Source organism: Marseilla massiliensis (genome assembly GCF_016899955.1).
Classification (GTDB): Bacteria; Bacteroidota; Bacteroidia; order Bacteroidales; family Bacteroidaceae; genus Prevotella; species Prevotella intestinigallinarum.
The window spans coordinates 83,808-106,111 of record NZ_JACJJL010000007.1 but is presented as its reverse complement, the minus strand read 5'-3'; the positions used below and the strand labels follow the sequence as shown (position 1 = coordinate 106,111).

14 protein-coding genes and 1 pseudogene are annotated in these 22,304 nt (G+C 58.5%); 4 read left to right on the top strand and 11 right to left on the bottom strand.

Annotated features, from left to right (window positions below; all coding sequences use genetic code 11):
* The first annotated feature begins 104 nt into the window (after window positions 1-104).
* Complete coding sequence (locus H6B30_RS05725; protein ID WP_205108792.1) at window positions 105-1,223, top strand: acyltransferase family protein; 1,119 nt, start codon at window positions 105-107, stop codon at window positions 1,221-1,223.
* Here H6B30_RS05725 and H6B30_RS05720 read toward each other — a convergent pair.
* A complete protein-coding gene (locus H6B30_RS05720) occupies window positions 1,175-3,427 on the bottom strand; it encodes a tetratricopeptide repeat protein (protein ID WP_205108790.1) in 2,253 nt (750 codons plus the stop codon). The two genes, H6B30_RS05725 and H6B30_RS05720, sit on opposite strands and share 49 nt — an antisense overlap.
* Window positions 3,428-3,438: 11 nt before the next feature.
* Window positions 3,439-4,359, bottom strand: coding sequence for an ABC transporter substrate-binding protein (locus H6B30_RS05715; protein ID WP_205108788.1), 921 nt, complete (start codon window positions 4,357-4,359; stop codon window positions 3,439-3,441).
* A 165-nt stretch (window positions 4,360-4,524) separates the two neighbouring features.
* On the opposite strand from H6B30_RS05715, the gene radA reads away from it, so the two are divergent.
* Window positions 4,525-5,919, top strand: a complete 1,395-nt coding sequence (gene radA, locus H6B30_RS05710) for a DNA repair protein RadA (RefSeq protein WP_205108786.1) — start codon at window positions 4,525-4,527, stop codon at window positions 5,917-5,919.
* Between the two features lie 192 nt (window positions 5,920-6,111).
* Here the strand turns inward: radA and H6B30_RS16870 are convergent, their stop codons facing one another.
* From H6B30_RS16870 to H6B30_RS05700, 3 genes and pseudogenes are all read right to left on the bottom strand, one after another.
* Window positions 6,112-7,167 carry a beta-helix domain-containing protein gene (locus tag H6B30_RS16870; RefSeq protein WP_500684403.1) on the bottom strand — a complete coding sequence of 352 codons (1,056 nt, stop codon included), beginning with the start codon at window positions 7,165-7,167 and terminating at the stop codon, window positions 6,112-6,114.
* A gap of 21 nt (window positions 7,168-7,188) precedes the next feature.
* A pseudogene (locus tag H6B30_RS05705) lies at window positions 7,189-8,346 on the bottom strand (beta-helix domain-containing protein); the annotation flags it as partial.
* 53 nt (window positions 8,347-8,399) lie between these two features.
* Window positions 8,400-11,108 (bottom strand): TonB-dependent receptor, encoded by a 2,709-nt coding sequence (locus tag H6B30_RS05700; protein ID WP_205108784.1) that lies wholly within the window; start codon window positions 11,106-11,108, stop codon window positions 8,400-8,402.
* 636 nt (window positions 11,109-11,744) lie between these two features.
* Between H6B30_RS05700 and H6B30_RS05695 the strand changes: the two genes are divergently transcribed.
* Window positions 11,745-12,263: a GNAT family N-acetyltransferase gene (locus tag H6B30_RS05695; RefSeq protein WP_205108782.1), complete on the top strand. Its 519-nt coding sequence runs from the start codon at window positions 11,745-11,747 to the stop codon at window positions 12,261-12,263.
* A gap of 239 nt (window positions 12,264-12,502) precedes the next feature.
* On the opposite strand, the gene hutI is transcribed toward H6B30_RS05695, so the two are convergent.
* The 6 genes from hutI to H6B30_RS05665 form a co-directional block, all read right to left on the bottom strand.
* On the bottom strand, window positions 12,503-13,741 hold the full coding sequence (gene hutI / locus H6B30_RS05690; RefSeq protein ID WP_205108780.1) for an imidazolonepropionase: 1,239 nt from the start codon (window positions 13,739-13,741) through the stop codon (window positions 12,503-12,505).
* The gene (gene hutH, locus H6B30_RS05685; RefSeq protein ID WP_205108778.1) at window positions 13,725-15,215 is read right to left on the bottom strand and encodes a histidine ammonia-lyase; all 1,491 of its coding nucleotides are present in this window, start codon (window positions 15,213-15,215) and stop codon (window positions 13,725-13,727) included. Before hutH ends, hutI begins: the two co-directional genes overlap by 17 nt.
* 24 nt (window positions 15,216-15,239) lie before the next feature.
* A complete protein-coding gene (hutU, locus tag H6B30_RS05680; protein WP_205108877.1) occupies window positions 15,240-17,261 on the bottom strand; it encodes a urocanate hydratase in 2,022 nt (673 codons plus the stop codon).
* Window positions 17,262-17,275: 14 nt separating this feature from the next.
* On the bottom strand, window positions 17,276-18,991 hold the full coding sequence (gene ftcD, locus H6B30_RS05675; protein WP_205108776.1) for a glutamate formimidoyltransferase: 1,716 nt from the start codon (window positions 18,989-18,991) through the stop codon (window positions 17,276-17,278).
* A gap of 116 nt (window positions 18,992-19,107) precedes the next feature.
* Complete coding sequence (gene queC, locus H6B30_RS05670; RefSeq protein WP_205108774.1) at window positions 19,108-19,767, bottom strand: 7-cyano-7-deazaguanine synthase QueC; 660 nt, start codon at window positions 19,765-19,767, stop codon at window positions 19,108-19,110.
* Window positions 19,764-20,138 (bottom strand): RidA family protein, encoded by a 375-nt coding sequence (locus H6B30_RS05665; protein ID WP_205108772.1) that lies wholly within the window; start codon window positions 20,136-20,138, stop codon window positions 19,764-19,766. The genes queC and H6B30_RS05665 overlap by 4 nt, the downstream gene beginning before the upstream one ends.
* An 829-nt stretch (window positions 20,139-20,967) precedes the next feature.
* On the opposite strand from H6B30_RS05665, the gene H6B30_RS05660 reads away from it, so the two are divergent.
* Complete coding sequence (locus H6B30_RS05660) at window positions 20,968-22,215, top strand: phosphoglycerate kinase (RefSeq protein WP_205108770.1); 1,248 nt, start codon at window positions 20,968-20,970, stop codon at window positions 22,213-22,215.
* The last annotated feature ends 89 nt before the right edge of the window (window positions 22,216-22,304 follow it).

Sequence of the window (22,304 nt, the reverse complement as noted above, 5' to 3'; positions counted from 1 at the left end):
CCGCACGGCGCGGCCGCACAACTCACTTAACACATAAAGACAAGACAACCAAACAACGCTTGCCACGGTGAGAAGCCGCGCAAGCCAAACGCAAGCCAACGACAATGGGAAAGCGCAACACCGTGATATCCATATGCAAAGCCATAGGCATAATACTTATGGTGATAACCCACAGCGAGTGCCCTTCGGCCCTTTGCACATTCGCCTACGAATTCCACATGCCGCTGTTCTTCATCACGGCGGGCTATTTCTTTTCGGTGAAATACCTTTCAGATGAAGCCACGTTCGTAAAGAAAAGAATCAAGGGGCTCTACCTGCCGTTTGTCAAGTGGGCGGTGTTCTTCCTGATAATACACAACTGGATGTTCGACCTTGGCATCCTCAACGAGAAATACGGCAACCCGGGCGGAGGCGTCACCCACCCCTACTCATGGCACCAGATGCAGCAAAACCTGTGGACGATAGTGACGGCCATGGGCGGCTACGACCAGTTTCTGAACGGGGCTTTCTGGTTTTTCCGCGGACTGTTCGTGGCGAGCATCTTCTACCTTGTGCTCTTCAAGCTGTTCGACATGGCTGCCACGGGTGCGGGCAAACAGGCATGGCGCACCACAGTGGTGCCCGTGACCGTCTGCTTGGCGGCCCTGGCCTTAGGGGCATGGAAAACGGGCGAGGGCCTCAGGGTGACCAACCTGATACAGGGCGGATACCGCGAGATTATGGGAACGTTCTTCTTCGGCTGCGGATTCATATTCAGGCAAATGCATGAAAAATACAAAGCCACATGGTGGTCGACGATTGCCTTTGCCGCCATCACGCTTGTGTTTTCGCTCTATGCCCCGTCGAGCATGGCGTGGAACGCCGACTTTGAGCGTTTCCTGCGGCTGCCCCTGCCGGCCATCTGCGGCTTCCTGATGACATACAACATAAGCCTGTGGCTCGACAGACGCGAGGGAAGGCTCAAGCGTTTCCTCGTCTTCTGCGGCGACAACACCCTGCAGATACTCGTTTTCCACCTCGTTGCGTTCAAGGTGGTGAGCATTGTCAAGATTTGGTGGTACGGCCTCGACTTCCTGCAAATAGGCTGCCACACCGTCATCCACGTGCATTCGCAAGACGACTTGTTCTGGATTCTCTACACAATAGCGGGTGTGGGCATCCCGCTGAGCTTCACTTACCTTATTCGGAAAGCCAAGTCGCACACAAGGTCGCACATCAGGTGAACCTCCGTTGGCGTGATGCCATTGCCGGCAAGCAGCTCCCGCTCTTTGTCGGCCACGTCGGCATAGAACAGCGAGCGGCACCCGGCCACTCCTGCGTCGCCTCCGTGCGCCCTGACATATTCAACGAAACACTCTGCCGCCCCGGCCTTGTCGCCGGCAAGCCACCGGCAAAGCCCGTGGTTGAGGTGGTCTTCGGGCTCCGCCTCCTGCCCGGCGCACAGAGCCAGGTAAGCCTTTTCGGCCTTGTCATACTGGCCTGCGCACACCAGCGCCCGCGCCATCACGCGGTTCACCCTGTCGTCGTCCGGACTTTCATAGTTGAGCTTATACAGGTGCTTCAGCGCCTCGTCGCTCTTGCCGAGGTTTACCATGCACACCGCCATGTTGAGCACGCTGCTCTTGCGCTCGGGGTGCATGGCCGACAAACGGGCATAGGCATATTCGGCCACGGCATATTCTCCGTCGTAAAACTTGGCGCGTGCGTAACCACTCAGAGCCTTGGCCGAGTCGGGGCGCAGGCGCAATGCCTCCTCAAAGCATGCCGACGCCTGCGGCAGGGCCAGGCCACCCGATGCTGCCGGATGGTGCAGTCGCAGGCTGCCGCAGTGCATGTAATATAGGAAGTCGCGCCCTGGCACACTGCAGTTTGCCAGCACTGACGCCGCCTCGCGGTACATGCTGCGCTTCATCATGCAGCCCACCACCTCGCCGTAGCAGGCCTCGAGCGGCGTGGCAGAGAATATTGGGTTTGCGAAAAAAACATAGTTGAACACATGGCCGTCGGCATCATGGCCAAAAGGATTGTAAAGCATGCTGCGCGACGGGTAAAGCCTGAAGAAGCGGTAGAGGTCTTGCAGATACTGGCGGCGTATGTATTCGGGCTTGCCCTGCTCCTCGGCAGCCACAGCCTCCATGCCCGCCACGCTGCCGTTGGCAAGCATCTCGCGGATGTTTTGCGGAATCCGGTCAACCACTTGCCTGAAGGCTATCACAAACGAATACTTGTCGCTGTTGCAGAATGGCATGTGGTCTACGATATTCCTTATCATCCTTGTGTCAGCCTGGGTGCCGTAGGCCTGGCTGATGGCCGGGTGCTCGGGGTAGAACGGCACAAACCAGTTGCCAATGCTGTCGAAAAACGGGAAACGCTTCATCTGCGAGAAGCCGCCGAAATATATGTCGGCGCCCGACTTCTGCATGTCGAGCATCCGCCGGAAGCTCTCTTCCACCTTCTCCATCCTGCGTTCGGCCTCCTCAGGGTGGATTATGTCTTCGATGGAGTCGCCCTCTTTCTCTTCTATTCCGTTTGGCGTTATGCTCAAGCCGTTGTGCTTCAGCAGGTCGGGCATTATCTCTTGCTGTATTTTGCGGTTGTCGTTCTCGGCGCTGAGGCAGTAGAACAGCTGTATCTGCAGCTCTACGAGCTCCTTGCAAACATGCTCGTCGGCCAGCAAGCCGCCCACCATCTCGCGCTCTTCCGGGAATATATGGTGCATCCCCACACCCGCAGACAGGGCCCAGCCCACCAGCGCCCGCTGGCGCACCTGCTCGTCGGAGCTCTGCCGGTAGACGGTGAGCATCACCCTGAACTTGTTTATGTCAAACATGTTCATGCAGCCCAGCATCACTGCCGACACAATGAGCTGCTGGTCGATTGTGTCGACCGTGGGAGCCAGGAGCAGCTGAGCCATCGACTCGGCGGTGCTGTCGGTCCACTGAGACGACGTCCAGATGTAATCAAACAGGTCGTTCATCATCTGCCGGTGGGCCCTGTGCAGCCCCAGCTTCCTCTCCGCACGCACGTGGGCAGGCTCGAGCTCGAGCAGTGCCACGTCAGATACAAAGCCTTCAAGCCCGGCCTGCAAGGCTGCCGGCGACCAGTCACGGCCGGCCGACCTGACGCGGTTGTCTATTGCAGTCAGGTATGAAGAGTGGGCTATGGCGTAGCGCATGCCCACGTCGGCCGTCAGCCTGTACATCCGATATATGAAGTTGCGGTATACAAGCTCCAGCTGTTCGTCCTTGAAACCCTTGCTCCAATAGTCGAACATCAGCCTGTAGTCGCTGCGTATCTCGCGAAGGCGCGCATCCAACGAAAGCTCCGGGTGGGCAGCGCCGAATGTCTCGAGCTCGTCGATGGCCTCGCTGAGCGCCATCGAACCAAGCAAACTGAATATGTGGTCGAGTGTCTTGTTTCTTTCCATAAGCCATTGTTTCACTGCCTGGCGAGCCAACTGTCTGCCAGTTCGATGTCTTTCTTGCGTGGGGCGGCGGCATGGCCAAACTTCAAGCCGGCCGGAATGGAGTCGGCAGCGGCCTCTCCCACCCCACAATATCGCGCCACCAGCTCCCTGTAAGCGGCCACGCCGTGCTCGTTGATGGAGTCGCACGCCATGTTGTAAGCCCTTAGGAATATGTCTATTTGCTTCTTCCGGCCCTTGTCTTCCATCAATTCGCTCCTGAAGGCAAACGCCCCCAGGCTTATGTCCAGCTTGCGCGAGTCGAGCAGCACGCGGTGCTTGCCGATGCGAGCCACGGCAGCCTGGGGCTCGGTGAGCATCATTGCGTCCATCGAGTTGTTCTGCAGCATCTTAAGACGCACGCCCACATCATTTATCTGCACGCGGAAAACGCGCTCGGGCTTCAGCCCCGACATCGCCACGGCACGGTCGGCCAGCAGGTCGGTGGCCGAATAGCGGGTCATGGCCAGCATCTTGTCGTCAAGGTGCTTCAGGTTGGTTATGCGGGCGTTGCGGTTGGTGATGAGCTGCCAATAGGCATTGGTTGATGTCACATAGGTAAGCGGCGTGCCCTCCTTCACCATCCTTTGGCCGCGCACGAGGTCGGTGACAGCACCATCAACTCGCTTGCGCTGCAAGGCCGTGTCACAGTCCATCTGCGCCGTATATGGCTTCAGCCGCACGTCGGCACCGAGCGTATCAAACAGATTGTACATCTGTGCCACATACAAGGGAAGGCAGTCGAGCGTCGGCATTACGGCCACCTTGAGCGCCACCGAGTCTTCGCGGGCCAGGCGCAGGCGCTCCTGCCGCGACAAGCGGTCTTTCTCTTCGACCGACTGTCCGCAGGCCACCAGCATGGCCAATATGATGAAAACGATATGGATATGCTTCATCCTGATTTGCTGTTTTTTAAATCTAAAGAGGGACGCCCAGCGTATTGATTACACGAGCGCCCCTGCCGAGTTCTATAAATTAATGTGCGATATTAGCCGTTTGCACGGTGCAAAATTAATAAATAATTTCGTAATGACGAAAATAATTGCTACTTTTGTGCTGTTATGGCAAAAGACAAGACAGCTTACGTGTGCAGCAACTGCGGTCAGGAGTCTGCCAAATGGATTGGCAAATGCCCCAGTTGCGGACAGTGGAACACGTTTAAGGAGATAAGGATAGCGGCAGACACGGGCACAATGGCGGCCAAGTCGGCCGCAATGACCGTGCGCCACGCCCATGCCTCGGGCAAAGGCAACAAGCCGCTGAGACTGAGCGAGATAAGCGCCAAGGACGAACCGCGCATGGACATGCACGACGCCGAACTCAACCGTGTGCTCGGCGGCGGGCTGGTGCCAGGGTCGATAGTGCTTCTGGGCGGCGAGCCCGGCATAGGAAAAAGCACGCTCACACTGCAGACAATACTGAGGATGCCCGAGCGCAAGATACTCTACGTGAGCGGGGAGGAAAGCGCCCACCAGCTGAAAATGCGCGCCGAGCGGATAGATCACCCCGAAAACGACTCTTGCCAGATACTATGCGAGACGTCGCTCGAGCACATATTCGAGCACATAAAGGACGTTGCCCCGGAACTGGTGGTAATAGATTCCATACAGACAATATCCACCGAAGACGTCGACTCAAGCCCCGGCAGCATCACACAGGTGCGCGAATGTGCCTCGGCGCTGCTCCGTTTTGCAAAGACGAGCGGCATCCCGGTCATCCTCATAGGCCACATCACCAAGGAGGGAACCCTTGCCGGCCCGAAGATACTGGAGCACATAGTAGACACGGTGATACAGTTTGAAGGCGACCAGCACTACATGTACAGGATACTTCGCAGCATAAAGAACCGCTTCGGAAGCACTTCCGAGCTTGGAATATACGAAATGCTGCAGACAGGACTGCGCCAGGTGAGCAACCCTTCGGAGCTTTTGCTCAACCAAGACCATGAAGGCCTGAGCGGGATAGCCATCAGTTCGGCCATCGAGGGCGTGCGCCCGTTTCTCGTCGAGACGCAGGCGCTGGTGTCGACAGCAGCCTACGGCACCCCGCAACGCACTGCGACGGGCTTCGACCAGAGGCGGCTCAACATGCTCCTGGCCGTGCTCGAGAAGCGCGTGGGGTTCAAGCTGGCCCAGAAAGACGTCTTCCTCAACATTGCGGGAGGCCTTCGCGTGACCGACCTGGCCATGGACCTGAGCGTAATAGCGGCCGTGCTGTCGAGCAACGTAGACACCCCGATAGAGTCGGGATGGTGCATGGCCGGCGAAGTGGGCCTCAGCGGAGAAGTCCGCCCGGTAAACCGCATTGAGCAACGGGTGGCAGAAGCGGAGAAGCTGGGGTTCAGTCACATGATTGTTCCGCGCCACAACCTGCAGGGATTCAACCACAGCAAATTCAACATCGAACTGGTGCCGGTGCGCAAAGTGGAAGAAGCCTTGCGCGCACTCTTCGGCTGACGCCCACTGTCATTGCGTATACCAACAACAGGTAACAAGGCTTGCCGGCTGCCCTGTAGCCGCCGTCAAGCCCAAACAGTTTCACCATGGCCACCTGCGACGCCCGCCACGGCTAAGAAAGACAAAGCGGGTGCGCCGTCAGGAACATTTTCCCGCATGGCGCACCCCTATCAAGCCTTTATGAAAAAATTGTCAGAAAGAATAGCCAGTCCAGCCAAAGCCGGTTGTAGGACAGCCAGCGTTGCCCTCAACAATGCCCACTCCCTCGTAAGTGACGTTTTGGTTTATCTCAGCAGAAGTGACGTTGGTGGCGCTGTTGGTCACGCTTATCTCAGTGCTTGCGGCGGCGTCTCCCTTGCTGTCGGTAAGGTCAATGAGGTTCTCGATGGCTCCCGAGCCGGTAACGAAAGCATTGGTTATGTGTGCTGCGGCTCCGCGGCGAATCTTGATTGCATCCTGCATTGACTGTGCAGAGGCAAGGTTTTCTATGGTCATGTTCTCGATGGTGAAGTCCGACTGCGGCGTGTGGTCGGGGCCATTGCCGTCGAGGTTGCCGTCGGCCTCGACCCCGCGTGGGTCTTCCTCGGTGCTCGTAAACGACGACTCCCACCGTCCGTAGCAGTTGCTTAGCGTTCCGCAGTAGCCTTGGGTGAAGTCAAACATGTCGTCGTCGCAGTTGACAGCCAGCAGGTTGCTCACGTTGACAGAGCCCCCGAAGAACTCGATGGCGTCGTCGGCACCCTCGGCAATGTATATGTTGCTTATCTGCGTGCCGTTGCCCACGGCATTGAGCGTGAGCCCGTTGTGCTCAATGTCGGCCGAAGAGCGTGCCCCCGAGTACAGGATGCGCACGTATGTCAGCCTGCCGGAGTTGTCGGCATTGTCGTCACCGCCATACATTATATTATTGTCAACCTCGGTTGCGGCCTCGTTCACGCCGTCACCGGCGCCGGATATGCGGGCCCTACCGTTTAGGATTATGCCTCCCCAGTATCCGGCAGTGGCCGATTCGCTGTCGGCGGTGAATGTTATGGGCGCGTCTTCAGTGCCGTCGGCATATATCTTACCGCCACGCTCCACAAGAATGAAGCTGTCGAACCCTTGCCTTGCCTTTATGGTCATGCCAGCGGGAATGGTCAGCGAGCCACCCTCCTTGACGTGAACGCTACCGTCGATGAAATACTCTTTGCCGGCCTCGAGAGCCATAGCCGTGGTTATCTCGGCAGGCAGGTTGCCCTCGGCAATCACCTCCGGGGCCGTAGCCTCGGGAAACTCATATCCAGTCCAGCCGAATACAGAGTTGTCGGCACCGGTGTTTCCGGCCACTACCTCAACGCCTGCATATTCGCCATCCTCGTTGATCAGTGTGCCGGTCAGCTGCGTAGCGCTGTTGGTCACGCTCATCTCGGTGGCAGTGTTGGCTCCGCCCTTGCTGTCGGTGAGGTCGATGAGGTTTTCAATAGCCCCGTTACCCGTCACGAGAGCGTTGGTAATGTGAGCCGTAGCGCCGCGGCGCACCTTTATTGCGTCTTGCATTGACTGCGCCTCAGAGTAGTTGGCAATGGTCATTCCACTGATGTTGAAGTTTGCCTGCGGCGTGTGGTCGGGGCCGTCGCCGTCGAGGTTGCCGTCGGCCTCAACGCCGCGCGGGTCTTCCTCGGTGCTGGTGAAACCGCTCTCCCACACTCCGTAGCAGTTGCTTAGCGTTCCGCTGTAGCCCTGGGTGAAGTCGAACATGTCGTCGTCGCAGTTCACTGCCAGCAGGTTGGTCACGCTGACCGTGCCCCCGAAGAACTCGATGGCGTCGTCGGCACCCTCAGAGATGTAGATGTTGCTTATCTGCGTACCGCTTCCCACGCCGTTGAGCGTAAGTCCGTTGTGCTCAATGTCGGCCGAAGAGCGGGCACCGGTGTAAAGCAGCTCGACATACTGCAGCACACCACTGTTGTCGGCAGCGTCGGTGCCTCCGTACATCTGGTTGTTGTCAACCTCGGTGGCAGCAGTCGTTCCCGACGCGTTGCCCGAGATGGGAGCATATCCATTGATGACGAGTCCGCCCCAGAAGCCGGCCGAAGCGTTGTCGCTGTTGGCCGTGAAGACGATGGGGTTGTCGGCCGTGCCGCGCGCTTCAATGCGGCCTCCCTGTGCCACGAGTATGTATTTGTCGAATCCCTGGTTGGCCTTGATGGTCGTTCCGGCCGGTATTACGAGCGTAGCTCCGTCGGGCACGGTAAGGGTTCCTGTGAGCACATATTCTTTCGAGGCATCGAGCGTCATGGTCTCCGACACGGTTCCGCTCAATTGCACGGTAGTTCCGAGGTCATCGCCGCCATCGGTATTAGCATTTTCGTCATCACTGCATGATGTGAGTGTCACTGCACTCGCAATGGCCGCGAAGGCCAAAGCGTTAAGAAAAAACTTTCGCATGATAATAATAATTAGTTGAATGTCGTTTTGTTGTACTCTCTTTATGTCTGTTTTCAAAAACTATATGTAAGTCCCAGGCTCAGGTCGATGCCCTTGCGGTATTTGCTCAGCACCACCTCTTCGCCCGTGGCGTTGCCCTTTCGTGTGAGCTGACGGGCCGAGTTGAGCAGGTTTCGGGCCTTGAAGTTGATGCCGAAATGGCTTCCGAGCTTGCCCGATGCCACAAAGTCGAGCGTAGGTATGCCGTTTTCCACAATGTCCTGGTAGCCTTCAGTGCCGATGGTGTATATCCTGTCGCTGAAGTAGTTGAACACCACAGCGGCGTTGAACGAGTTGGCCCCCGTGCGCAACATGTATGTAAGGTCGGCGTTGACAATCCACGGCGCAGCGCCTTCGAGCTGCGAACCTGACGGGTCGGTGGCCAGCGGAACCTTTGCGCAGGTGTATGTGTATGCGCCGTTGACGCCGAACGTGAGCCGGCTCAGGCCTCCGTCCTTGCGCGGCGTTGAGAAGATGTGCTTCTTGAGCTCCACCTCTACGCCTGCCGCCGTGGCGTGGTCGGCAATGTTCTCATACGACAGGAAGCCGCCCGCACTGGCTATCTCGATGCGCGATATCGGCCGCTTGATGTATTTGTAGAACCCGGTCACGGAGAATATCTCAGACGGAGAGAGGTAGTAATCCCACTTCAGGTCGAGGTTGTAGTTGTCTGACGGCTGCAGGTCGGGGTTGCCCTGGCTGTTGAAGCTCACGCTGACGTAGCGGAAAGGCGATATCTCCTTGGCCTGCGGCAGGGTGTAGGTCTTGCTCGCCGCAAGGCGCAGCGTGTGCTTGTCGGTGAGGTCATAGCGCAGGTTGAGGCTCGGCAGGACATACGACTTGTCTATCTCTTGCTCGCCCTGGCTGCCGCCACGGTTGACGTTGTAGGCCACGCGGAGCAGCACATCGTCGTATTTCAAGCCCACATTGGCCGTGAACCGCGGTGTAAACTGGTATGTTGCCTCGGCGAAAACAGAGAGCACGTTCTTCTTTACCGAATACTCGTCGACATTCCTGTCGAGCAGGAAAGCACCGCCGGCAAAGTTGTCTTGGTTGAAATAGTCGTCAAACCTGACGTCGTCGATGTCGAAGGCGTCTTGCCTCACCACCGACATGTCGTACTCTACGGCCTCAAACGAGTCGTCTACAATGCGCCCAATATACCCCAGCTGCACGTTGGAGTGCTGTTCGAACCCATCTTTCAGCTTATATGTGAGCGCCGCCCTTAGGTTGAGGTCTTTCTCGTCGAGCTCAGAGAAATAACGCTGCTGTATGCCCGTTCCCTTCATGGGCACATATCCCGAGGCTGTCTTCACAAGGTTGTTTATGCGCCTGTCGGGCTCGTTGCCGCTTATGGTGTTGTAGGCCACGCCTGCGTCGAGGTCGAGGTTGGTGCCTATCTGCCATCTGGTCGACAACTGGTTTACAAGCAGCATGTTGTCGTTGACCTGCTGCCGGCGCATGAACCCCTCGTAGGTGTCTGACGACTGATAGTCGGCATCCATGCCCAAGTAGTCGCCCACCGACTCTTTTGTAGAGTGCACCATCATGAAGTTGTAGCCAATGCGGTGCTTGCTGCCAATGCCGTAGCTCAGGTTGGCCATGGCTATCTGGCTGGTCTCCACCTCCGATATGTTGCCGGTCATGTCTTGCGAGAGCGTTCCGCTGGTGATTGAGTTGCGCACCTCTTCGTCGTAATGCGAGAAGTTCTTGTTGTGCCCGGCCACGACGAAAAACCTGAGCGGGTTGTTGCCCACGGTAAACTCGCGCCCTCCTGATATGTAGTAGCTCTGGTTGACCTGCAAGCTGTGCTTGCTCGGGTCGAGCGAATTGCCGAAGGTGTAGGCTCCCAGGTCGGCCCCGGGCTGCGACTTGTCGGCAAATCCGAAGGCGTTGACCCCGTCGAGCCTCATGAAGTCGGCCGACACGGTCTGCGTGTTCAGCCCGCCCGATATGCTTATGTCCAGCTTTCCGTCGCCGGTGAGCTCCTTCGAGGTGATGTTGATGTCGGCTCCGGCCACGTCGGAAGGTATGTCGCTGTAGAACGCCTTGTTGACGTCTATCGACTGTATGATGTCTGTCGAGAAGAAGCCAAGGGCAATGTTCTTGTACTCGGGGTCTTCCGACGGAACGGGAAACCCGTTGAGCGTGGTCATGTTATAGCGGTCGCCGAGGCCGCGAACAAACACATTCTTCACCCCTTCCTGCTTGGATATGCCCGACACCTTGGCTACTGCGGCCTCGGCATCGCCCACTCCCTTGCGCGACAGCTCCTGGGCGCCCACCGACTGAACGGCTATCACGGCGGCCTTCTGCTCCATCAGCGTCACGTTTTCCGACTCGCGGTTGGCACGCGACACCACAACGACATCGGCCAGCTTGTGCTCGTCGCTCTCAAGCTCCATGTCGAGAGTGGTCAGCTTGTCGTCTTCTATCTTCACCTGCCGCTTTACTGCTGTCTTGTAGCCCACATATTTTATCTCAATGTCATATATGCCGTCGGCTATGCCCGACAGCCTGTAGTTGCCTTCGGCGTCGGTCACAGTTGCAATGTTACTCCCAACAATCTTCACCGTAGCCCCGATGAGAGGCTCTTTCGACTTGCCGTCCTTGATGCTGCCCTTCACATTGACACCCAGGACAACGGCGTCGACGGCAAAAACGCGTGTGGCCAGAAGCGACGTGAGGGCGGCTGCACCCATCATTCTCTTAAATACTTTCATCTTGCATTTACAACTCTGATTTCTGCCTGCAAAGGTCGGCATTCTTCATTACAACTAATTGTCGTCGAAATGAACATTGGTTTACGGAAACGTTGCTTTGTGCTTAACGGCTGTTACACGGTGTTTTCATTTTTGGGCAAGATGTTACAATGGCTTGGCATTACTGAAAAAATGGACCATCAACGCCACTGCCCGGGCCCGTGGCGGGGCCGGCTGCCGGGGGTGGCGCACTGCCCGCCTGGCAAATCCATGCCGGCCATCCAACCGCCGTGGATGAGCGCTGCAGCGTTTCACGGCTTTCCGCTTTGGCCCCTTATGCCCGATTGCATGTGAATAGGGCCGTTCGGCAGCGCGGAACGGCCCGTATGGCAATCTGGCACGGGCCGTTTTGCGTTGCAAAAAGGCCCGTTTTACAACACTCTGGTTGCCAAGGCGTTACGCAGATGCGAAAGGCGGGCGGAATGGCACGGCTGTCACCCACCGACATTTACAGCGCTGCAACAATGGCAGGGCATGGCCACCGCAACGACATGCTTGGCCCGGAATTGGTGGCGTTGACGCTTGCAGGTGATGGTTATTATTCGTAACTTTGCCTTTACTTACCCAATGTTTTACGCTAAAACAATACAACGACTCATGGAAAGGCATCAAATTATGACACGGCGGGCCACTGTTGGCGACCTGCCCGGGATAAAAGAGCTGTTCAGGCGCGCCGTGGCCGGCGTGTCCGACAAGTATTATAATAATGAGGAAAAAGCCGACTGGGCTGCCTGCGCCGACAAGCCGGGCCACTGGGAGCAACTTGTAGACACGTGCTTTTTCATCGTTGCCACGTCTGCCGACGGACGCATTACAGGCTTCGCGGCAATAAACGGCAATGGACTACTTGAACTTATGTATGTAGACAGGGCATGCAAAAGACAGGGAATTGGCAGCGCCATGCTCTACGAACTGGAGGATTACGCCCGGGGCAAGGGCCTTAAGGAGATAAGGGTAGACGTGAGCTACGCCGCCGAGGGGTTTTTCAAGAACAAGGGATATGTGGTCTTGAAGAAGCAGGAGCGCAAGGCCGTAAACATGGTCATGGGCAATCTGCTGATGATGAAGAGGCTGGTAGCTGGCAATGGGCACGCTGACAAACGGGAACAAGACTGACCCCAATGGCCACCTTATGCCAGAACGACTTGGCACACCGGACTGTAACCGCCCACAAAAGATTTGATGCAGTTGCCTCAGCATGCCACGAAACATCGCCAGGCGTGTTGAGACAACTGCATCAAAACATATCTAGCTACCCGCAGGCCAACCGACGCGGCAATGCCGGAGGGCCTCACGCACACACGCCCGACGGCGCATGCCGCCACCGCCGGCGTGCCCCGGGAAAGCCAACGGCGCTAAACAATCTCCTCACCCCCGAGGAACACCCTGCTCACAATGGGCGTGGTGTAGGCATACGGGATGAAATCGACCGACGGCATTGGCTCTGTAACGAAGAAATTGGCCACCTTGCCAACGTCTATTGAACCGTAATCGGCACTCAGGCCCATGGCGCACGCGGCGTTGATGGTGGCGGCGTTGATGGCCTCCGACGGCAGCAGCCGCATCTTGATGCATGCCAGCGACACCACAAACTTCATGTCGCCCGATGGCGTTGAGCCCGGGTTGTAGTCGCTGGCCACGGCCACAGGCAGTCCGCTGTCAATCATCTTGCGCGCTGGGGCGTAAGGCATGTTCAGGAAAAACGACGTGCCCGGCAATGCCGTCGGCATGGTGATACTGCCGCGCAAAACGCCAAACTCGTCTTCACGCATGTTCTCCAGATGGTCGACAGACAGTGCGCCACGCTCCACCCCGACTTGCAAGCCGCCAATGGAAGCCAGCTCGTCGACGTGAATCTTTGGGCGCATGCCCCACGGCGCTGCCGCATCGAGAATGCGGGCAGTGTCTTCGGGGGTGAAGAAACCCTCGTCGCAGAACACGTCGACAAAGTCGGCCAGACGCTCACGGCCCACCTCCGGAATCATCTCGTTTACCACAAGGTCTACATACTCGGCGTGACCGTAACCCCTGCCGATGGCATGGGCGCCGAGAAACGTGGACACTACGCGGGCCGGGACGCTCTCGCTGATGCGCCTGATTACGCGGAGCATCTTGAGCTCGTCGGCCGTATTGAGCCCGTAGCCGCTCTTTATCTCCAAGCAGCCGGTGCCCTTCTTCATGACCTCGCGCACGCGGCGCATGGCCTGGGCGTACAGTTCGTCCTCGCTGAGCGTGTGCAACAGGTCGGCCGAATTGAGTATGCCGCCGCCCCTGCGGGCTATCTCGGCATAGCTCAGGCCGCGAATCTTGTCGACAAACTCGCCCTCACGGCTGCCTGCATACACCACGTGGGTATGTGGGTCGCACCACGACGGCAACACCATGCCTCCGCGGGCGTCGACCACAACGTCGGCCCGCAGCCCCTCCAGCGGCATGTCGTCCATGCCGCCGAAGGCTGCAAAGCGTCCGTCGTCTGCAAGCAGCCAGGCATTGTCGAGCGTGTTCAGCCCGGACATCTCGCTTCCGCAAAGCCTCAACTTGCCGCCTGTGCCTGTCCCGACAAGCGTGGTTATGTTCTCAACGAGCAGGCGCATTGTTCCTGATGAAATCTATTGAATGACTGATATGCGGGAACATCACCTCGTCGTTGACAATGAACGGAACCACACGACGGTAGGCAGCGTATACCGACTCGATGGCCTCCGACGACTTCAACGGGCGGCGGAAGTCGAGGGCCTGGGCGGCATTGAACAGCTCGATGGCCAGCACGCGCTCGGTGTTGAGCACCACCTGGTGCAGCTTCAGCGCCGCATTGGCTCCCATGCTGACGTGGTCTTCCTGGCCTTGGCTTGACGGTATGCTGTCGACAGACGACGGAGTGCACAGGCTTTTGCTCAGGCTCACTATCGAGGCTGCCGTATACTGGGTAATCATGAAACCACTGTTGACGCCCGGGTTGGCCACGAGGAAACTCGGAAGTCCGCGTGTGCCCGACACGAGCTTGTAAATGCGGCGCTCCGATATGTTGGCCAGCTCACTGACGGCAATGGCCAGGAAGTCCATGGGCAGGGCGATGGGCTCGCCGTGGAAGTTGCCCGCCGAGATGATGATGTCGTCATCCGGGCACACGGTCGGGTTGTCGGTGGCCGAGTTTATCTCCGTGTCTATCACCGACTCCACGTAGGCCAGCGTGTCTCTCATGGCCCCATGCACCTGCGGTATGCACCTGAACGAATACGGGTCTTGCACATACTCTTTCGGCTTGGCCACAATCTCGCTGCCATCAAGAAGCTCGCGCATGCGCTGAGCGGTGAATATTTGGCCGCGATGCGGGCGCACCTGGTGCACGGCATCGATAAAAGGCTCGACGAGTCCGCAATAGGCATCGAGCGACATGGCCGCTATGGCATCGGCCCAATCGGCCAGCCGCTTGCTGTTTAGTATGGCCCACACGGCGTAAGCGCTCATGTTCTGCGTGCCGTTGAGCAATGCCAGACCCTCCTTCGAGGCCAACTGTATTGGCTTCCAGCCGTTTTTGCGCAATGCCTCGGCCGCGCCCATCACCTTGCCGCGATATTCCACCTCGCCAAGGCCTACAAGAGGAAGGCACAGGTGGGCCAGCGGCACAAGGTCGCCGGAAGCCCCCAGTGAGCCCTGCTGGTAGACAACAGGATATACATCGCTGTTGAAGAAGTCGACAAGGCGCTCTACCGTGTCGAGCTTGCAGCCCGAATAACCGTAGCTCAACGACTGCACCTTGAGCAGAATCATTATCTTCACAATCTCGTTGGGCACGCGGTCACCCGTACCGCAGGCGTGCGACATCATGAGGTTTATCTGCAATTGCGACAGCTGGTCGTTGCCGATGGACACGTTGCAGAGCGAACCGAAGCCCGTGGTGACACCGTATATGGGCACATTGCTCTCTGAAATCTTCTTGTCGAGATACTCGCGGCAGCGCACTATGCGGTTGCGCGCATCGTCACTGAGCCTCAACTTGTAACCCTTGTCTATTATTTCGCCGATGCGTTCGATTGTCAGGTGCTCGGCAGATATTTCATGTACCATAACCGTTTCGATAAAAATACAACATTAAGAACCAAATACTGAGTCGACAACGCTGTCGTCGACGATGTTGGGCATGGTGACCTTCAAGCCCGGGGTGCGCTCCATCTCGCGCACGATGCTGTGCATGGAGCCCTCGTTGCGGGCCCAGCTGCGACGGGCTATGCCGTTGTTGACATCCCAGAAAAGCATCTCGCGTATGTGACGGTCGCTGTCGTCACCACCGTCGATGACCATGCCGAAACCGCCGTTGATGACTTCTCCCCAGCCTACTCCGCCGCCGTTGTGCAGCGACACCCACGTGGCCCCGCGGAAAGAGTCGCCAATCACGTTCTGCACGGCCATGTCGGCGCAGAACTGCGAGCCGTCGTAGATGTTGCTGGTCTCACGGAATGGCGAGTCAGTACCCGACACATCGTGATGGTCGCGGCCAAGCACTACGGGGCGACTGATTTCTCCCCGGCGTATGGCCTCGTTGAAAGCAAGGGCTATCTTGGTGCGCCCTTCGGCGTCGGCATAAAGGATGCGCGCCTGCGAACCGACCACGAGATGGTTTGGGCCGGCCTCTTTTATCCAGTGGATGTTGTCGTCCAACTGATGCTTTATCTCCTCGGGCGCAGTCTTGCGGATGCCTTCCAGCACAGCCGTGGCTATGCGGTCGGTAGCCTCGAGGTCCTTCGGGTCGCCCGAGGTGCACACCCATCGGAATGGACCGAAGCCGTAGTCGAAGAACATCGGGCCCATGATGTCCTGCACGTATGACGGATAGCGGAAGCGGCCGTCGGCCCCCATGATGTCGGCCCCGGCCCGCTGCGACTGCAGGAGGAAGGCATTGCCGTAGTCGAAGAAGTACATGCCGCGCTCCGCAAGCCTGTTGATGGCTGCAACCTGACGGCGCAGCGAAGCCTGCACCCGCTCGCGGAAGGCGGCCGGATTGGCTGCCATCATCTCCTTCGACTCCTCGAGCGTCATGCCCACGGGATAGTAACCGCCGGCCCACGGGTTGTGGAGCGAAGTCTGGTCGCTGCCCAGGTCGACCTTGATGCCCTCGTCGGCGAGGCGCTCCCACAGGTCTACCACATTGCCGACGTAGGCCATCGACACAGCCTTGCGCTCGCCCACAGCCTTGCGTATGGCCGGCATGAGCTCGTCGAGGTTGTCGTGCAGCTCGTCAACCCACCCTTGGTCGTAGCGTTTCCGGGCCGCCAGGGGGTTGATTTCTGCCACCACACTGACCACCCCGGCTATGTTTCCTGCCTTTGGCTGTGCTCCCGACATGCCTCCGAGTCCCGACGACACGAACAGCATGCCGCGTATGTCAGAGCGGCCCGGCTCCTTTTTCATCTGCATGCGGGCAGCGTTGAGCACGGTGATTGTGGTGCCATGGACGATGCCCTGCGGCCCTATGTACATGTAAGACCCGGCAGTCATCTGCCCATACTGGCTGACGCCGAGGGCGTTGAAGCGCTCCCAGTCGTCGGGCTTCGAGTAATTCGGTATGACCATGCCGTTGGTCACGACCACCCTTGGAGCATTCCTGTGCGAAGGGAAGAGGCCGAGCGGATGGCCCGAATACATCACCAGCGTCTGCTCATCGGTCATTTCGCTGAGGTATTTCATGGTCAACCGGTACTGCGCCCAGTTCTGGAAGATGGCCCCGTTGCCCCCGTAGACAATCAGTTCGTGCGGGTGCTGCGCCACAGCGGGGTTGAGGTTGTTCTGTATCATGAGCATTATCGCTGCGGCCTGGAGCGAGCGGTGAGGGTACTCGTCAATCGGACGGGCATACATCTCGTACTTCGGGCGGAAGCGGTACATGTATATCCGCCCATACGTCTCAAGCTCGTCGGCAAACTCCGGGGCAAGCACAGCGTGGAATTTCTTGGGGAAATACCTCAGCGCATTGCGCAAGGCCAGCTTCTTCTCAGCCGGTGTGAGTATGTCCTTGCGCTTTGGCGCATGGTTGATTTCAGTGTCGTATGGCATCGGTTCGGGCAATACGTCGGGTATGCCGGCCCGTATCTCTGCAGCAAATTGTTCCTTGTCCATAATCAGTATTATCATTAATCCTTGTTTATCACCTTGTTCACCATCTCTAAAATGGCAGCCTCGGCCCCGCAGGCCTCGGCCATGAGCCTGTCGGCCTCGGCCACGAGTCCGTCGGCCACGCCCTTGTCCTTGAGCGAAGCGGCGTTGATTTTCACGTTCAGTCCGGCTCCCATCACTGCGGCGCGCGCGGCCAGTGCCCCCACTCCTGCGTCTGACACGCTGTTGGGGTTGCCCTGCTCCACCATTGCCCTGCACAGCTCAAACACCTTCGACGACGCCTTCATGGTCTCGAGCGGCACCTGTGCCGCAAACAACGTGGCCCGCTGAATGGCCTCGGAGCGCAGTTTCTTGTCTTCGTCGGTAGCCTTTGGCATAGAGAAAGCCGCCATGATGCGGTTGAATGCCTCTGTGTCTTCATCGACAAGCCGCAGCAGCTCGGTCTCAATCTCTACTCCCTTCGCAGCCCAGACGCCGAATTCCTCCCAGCGGTCATCCCATCCCGGCTTGTGGGCCGAGAGGTTTGCCACCATCGTACCGAGCGCGGCGCCCAGCGCCCCCATGTAAGCCGACACCGAGCCGCCGCCTGGTGCCGGCGACTCACGCAGCGTCTCGTCGGCAAATCCCTCCACGGTCATTGCCGTCAGCCGGCCCTCATGGTTCTCGCCGGCGGCGAGCAGGTACTCTATCACCTTCTCTTCGGGCACGAAAGGCTTAAGGTCGTCGAGTCCGAGCGACTTCACCGCGATGTTCAGTATGTCGCCCTTTGGTATGCCGCACGAGCGGTGTTGCTTTTTCAGGAAATGCTTGCCGGCATCAATCAGCGAATGCTCCGGCACGAGGCCCACTATCTCTGTGCCCGTGACACGCAGCCCCCTGGCCTCGGCACAGCGGCATACCTCTTCGAAGGCCACGTGGAGCGGGGTGACATTGACGTTGGTGATGTTCATCGAAACCTGCGCAATGCCATACTCCTTGATAAACCATCCGATGGCCTTTGTGCACTTCAACGTACCGGGACGCATCACCGGATTGCCCTCGGCATCGCGCACAATGGGCCCCGTGATGGGGTTGCCCGTACGCTCGGGGCGCCCCTTCTCCCTCACGTCGAAGGCCACGGCGTTGGCCCGCCTCGTGGAAGTGGTGTTGAGGTTGAAGTTGACCGCTATCAGGAAATCGCGCGCTCCGACCACCGTGCAGCCCGTGCGCGCCATGTCATCGTCGTATGGCCGGTAGCCGAAGTCGGGTCGCTCGGCCTCGTCGCCGAGCCGTTCGGCGATGGCCTCATACTCACCCTTGCGGCAAACGGCAAGGTTGGCCCGCCCGGGGCGCAACGCCGCAGCCTCGTAGCAATAGCACGGTATGCGCAACTCGGCAGCTATGCGCTCGGCCAGGCCGCGCGCGAGCTCGGCACACTCTTCGAGCGTTATGCCGCTCACCGGCACCAAAGGCAGCACGTCGGTGGCCCCGATGCGTGGATGGGCGCCGTGGTGCTGCCTCATGTCAATCAGTTCGCCGGCCTTGCGCACGGCCTTGAAAGCCGCCTCGACCACAGCTTCCGGCTCGCCCACAAAGGTGACCACCGTGCGGTTGGTGGCCTCGCCCGGGTCGACATCCAGCAGCCTTACGCCGTCGGTAGACTCAATCTCGCTTGTTATCTGCTTTATTACTCCCATGTCGCGCCCCTCGCTGAAGTTGGGCACACACTCTATAATCCGTTTAATACTGGCCATAATCTTTTTGTAGTTTTAGGTTATCGGCGGCCGGGCCGCCATGGCCCGCCGCCGTTGAAAGTCAGTTAAAAGCCCCGCCCCGTGCCATCGGCAGACAGCTACGCGGTCAGGCCCTGTCAGTCGTCATACTCGGTATGGTCGTCAATGCCGGCGGCAGCCAATGCCTCCCTGCGCTCTACGCAGGTGCCGCAACGGCCGCAATGGCGCTCGCCGCCTTTGTAGCACGACCACGTCTGGGCATAGTCAATGCCCAGCGCCTTGCCCTTCAGGGCGATGTCGGCCTTGGTCAGGCCGGTGTAAGGCCCTTCGACGCGCACGCCCTCGTAAGTGCCGGCCACGGCAGCGGCATCCATGGCCGCGATGAACGCGGGCCTGCAGTCGGGATAGATGGCATGGTCGCCACCATGGTTGGCCAGCAACACGCGCTTTAGCCCGTTGCTCTCGGCCAGCCCCACGGCAATGGCAAGCATGATGCCGTTGCGGAAAGGCACCACAGTCGACTTCATGTTGGCATCGGCATAGTGCCCTTCGGGAATGGCGTCGGCCCCTTCGAGCAACGAGCTCTTAAAGTGCTGGTGCATGAAACCGAGGTTGATGGTGACATGCGGGATGCCCAAGCGCCGGCAATGCATCTCGGCCAGGGGTATCTCGCGGGCGTTGTGGTTGCTGCCATAGTCGAAAGACACCCCCATGGCAATGCTGTCCTTCATGTCGTAGAGCAGCGTCACGCTGTCCATGCCGCCGCTAACCACTATCAGAGCATCCTTGCCTGTCATCGCGCCGCAATCATTTCAATCTCCACCAAGGCACCCTTGGGCAAAGCCCTGACGGCAAACGCCGAGCGGGCGGGATAAGGCTCGCCGAAGAACTCGGCGTAGACCTCGTTCATGGCGGCGAAGTCGGCAATGTCTGACAGCAGCACTGTGGTCTTGACCACATTAGACAGTTCGAGCCCCGCAGAGCGGAGTATGGCCTGGGCGTTAAGTATCGACTGCCTGGTCTGCTCCTTCACCCCTCCTTCGGGGAAAGCCCCGGTGGCCGGGTCGATGGGCAGCTGGCCCGATGCGTACACAAATCCGTTTGCCTCAATTGCCTGGCTGTATGGCCCAATGGCTGCAGGCGCCTTTTCAGTAGTCAATGCTTTCATAATGATGTTCACATTTTATATTAATACTTACTCTTATTTTCCTTAAACCCGTGGCTGGCACAGGGCGTTGTGAGCACGCGCCCGATTGTGCATAAACTATTGCACAAAGATAGCATTTCTTCCGCGAACTGCCAAGAATAAGGCGAACTATTTTTACACTGACGGTATTGCAGCGTGCCGCAACGCCCATTGCGCCGCCACCCGAAGCCTCGCGCGGGCCACCTGCCAAGGCCCGGAGCCACGCCGCCCGGTGCCGCAAGGCAGCATGGCGACAACCGTGCCGCCCCTGCCACATGCGCCCGGGCGGTTGAGCCATGGCAGTGGCGGCAAGCGGCAACTTGGCCTGAGGCAAAGGGAGGAGCAGGTGGCTGACAGTTGTGGCGGGCGGTATCATTTGTTTACAATATCAAGGGAGGGGCGCAATACGGGCCGTCCTATCCTGCCGTACGGCCCGTTTGATGTTGCCAAACGGCCCATACGGCGATGCACCGCGGGCCGTTTGGCAACACGGCAAGAGGCCTGGACGCAACAGGCTGACGGCCAGCACGATGGCCAACCTGACGGCACGGCATGGCAGCGGTGACTTTATGTTTACACGATGGCGGCCCGAGGCAGTGGCGGCCGTGGGCTGCCACCGGCGGCGCGCCAGTCTGTGGAGGGGACTGAAAGCAGCCGGCCGGCACGCCATTTTTGCAAAGCGGAAGTTGCATTTGAATGTAAATGCCGTAAAAAATATATAAAAACTCGACCGGCATGGCCCAAATGTTAATTATAATCGCTAACTTTGCGTTCGCAAAAACAAGAAGTTCAATCAAATTAAAATACAGCTATGAATATCGATCAGTTCAACTTTGCCGGCAAGAAGGCAATTGTCCGCGTGGACTTCAACGTGCCACTGGACGAGAATGGTAACGTAACGGACGAGACTCGCATACGCGGCGCGCTCCCCACACTGAAGAAGGTGCTGGCCGACGGCGGCGCGCTCATCATGATGAGCCACATGGGCAAGCCCAAAGGCAAGGTGAAGAAAGAGCTTTCTCTCTCGCAGATTGTCAAGAATGTTTCGGCAGCCCTGGGCGTCGAAGTCAAGTTTGCACCCGACTGCGCCAACGCCGACGCCGAGGTGGCCGCCCTGAAGCCGGGCGAGGCACTGCTGCTCGAGAACCTCCGCTTCTACCCCGAGGAGGAAGGCAAGCCCGTGGGCATCGACAAGGAAGACCCGAAATACGACGAGGCAAAGAAAGAGATGAAGGAGCGCCAGAAGGCTTTCGCCAAGAAACTGGCCTCGTATGCCGACTGCTACGTGATGGACGCATTCGGCACCGCACACCGCCGCCACGCCTCGACAGCCGTAATAGCCGACTACTTCGACGCAGACCACAAGATGCTGGGCTACCTGATGGAGAAGGAGGTGAAGGCCGTAGACAACGTGCTGAGCAACATCAAGCGCCCGTTCACCGCAATCATGGGCGGCTCAAAGGTGTCGACAAAAATCGGAATCATCGAGAACCTGCTCGGAAAGGTTGACAACCTCATCCTCTGCGGCGGCATGACATACACCTTCGCCAAGGCACAGGGCGGCAAGATTGGCAACTCCATCTGCGAAGACGACAAGCTCGACGTGGCCCTCGACGTGATGAAGAAAGCCAAGGAGAACGGAGTGAACCTCGTGCTGGGCACCGACTGCATAGCTGCCGACGCATTCTCCAACGATGCCAACACCCAGGTTTGCCCCTCCGACAACATTCCCGACGGATGGGAAGGCCTCGATGCCGGCCCCGAGACGCGCAAGGCATTCGCCGACGCCATCAAGGACGCCAAGACAATACTGTGGAACGGCCCTGCCGGTGTGTTTGAGTTCGACAACTTCATCGGCGGCTCGAAGGCCATTGCCGACGCCATTGCAGAGGCAACGGCCAACGGAGCGTTCTCGCTCATCGGTGGCGGCGACTCTGTGGCCTGCATCAACAAGTTCGGCATGGCCGACAAGGTGTCGTACATCTCTACTGGCGGAGGAGCACTGCTCGAGGCCATCGAGGGCAAGGTGCTTCCGGGCGTAGCCGCCATCAAGGGCTAATCGGCACGCCTGAGCATTAAAGAACACCATATCAAAGGCAGCCCGGCCAGCAAGCGCGGGCTGCCTTTTAACAATAAAACCCATACTGA

Bases quoted from the DNA above. Each gene is read 5' to 3' on its own strand.
- queC (WP_205108774.1), bottom strand. From the start codon at position 19,767: ATGACAGGCAAGGATGCTCTGATAGTGGTTAGCGGCGGCATGGACAGC.
- H6B30_RS05715 (WP_205108788.1), bottom strand. From the start codon at position 4,359: ATGAAGCATATCCATATCGTTTTCATCATATTGGCCATGCTGGTGGCC.
- ftcD (WP_205108776.1), bottom strand. From the start codon at position 18,991: ATGGCCAGTATTAAACGGATTATAGAGTGTGTGCCCAACTTCAGCGAG.
- radA (WP_205108786.1), top strand. From the start codon at position 4,525: ATGGCAAAAGACAAGACAGCTTACGTGTGCAGCAACTGCGGTCAGGAG.
- H6B30_RS05700 (WP_205108784.1), bottom strand. From the start codon at position 11,108: ATGAAAGTATTTAAGAGAATGATGGGTGCAGCCGCCCTCACGTCGCTT.
- hutU (WP_205108877.1), bottom strand. From the start codon at position 17,261: ATGGACAAGGAACAATTTGCTGCAGAGATACGGGCCGGCATACCCGAC.
- H6B30_RS05720 (WP_205108790.1), bottom strand. From the start codon at position 3,427: ATGGAAAGAAACAAGACACTCGACCACATATTCAGTTTGCTTGGTTCG.
- hutH (WP_205108778.1), bottom strand. From the start codon at position 15,215: ATGGTACATGAAATATCTGCCGAGCACCTGACAATCGAACGCATCGGC.
- H6B30_RS05665 (WP_205108772.1), bottom strand. From the start codon at position 20,138: ATGAAAGCATTGACTACTGAAAAGGCGCCTGCAGCCATTGGGCCATAC.
- hutI (WP_205108780.1), bottom strand. From the start codon at position 13,741: ATGCGCCTGCTCGTTGAGAACATAACCACGCTTGTCGGGACAGGCACA.
- H6B30_RS05695 (WP_205108782.1), top strand. From the start codon at position 11,745: ATGGAAAGGCATCAAATTATGACACGGCGGGCCACTGTTGGCGACCTG.
- H6B30_RS05725 (WP_205108792.1), top strand. From the start codon at position 105: ATGGGAAAGCGCAACACCGTGATATCCATATGCAAAGCCATAGGCATA.
- H6B30_RS05660 (WP_205108770.1), top strand. From the start codon at position 20,968: ATGAATATCGATCAGTTCAACTTTGCCGGCAAGAAGGCAATTGTCCGC.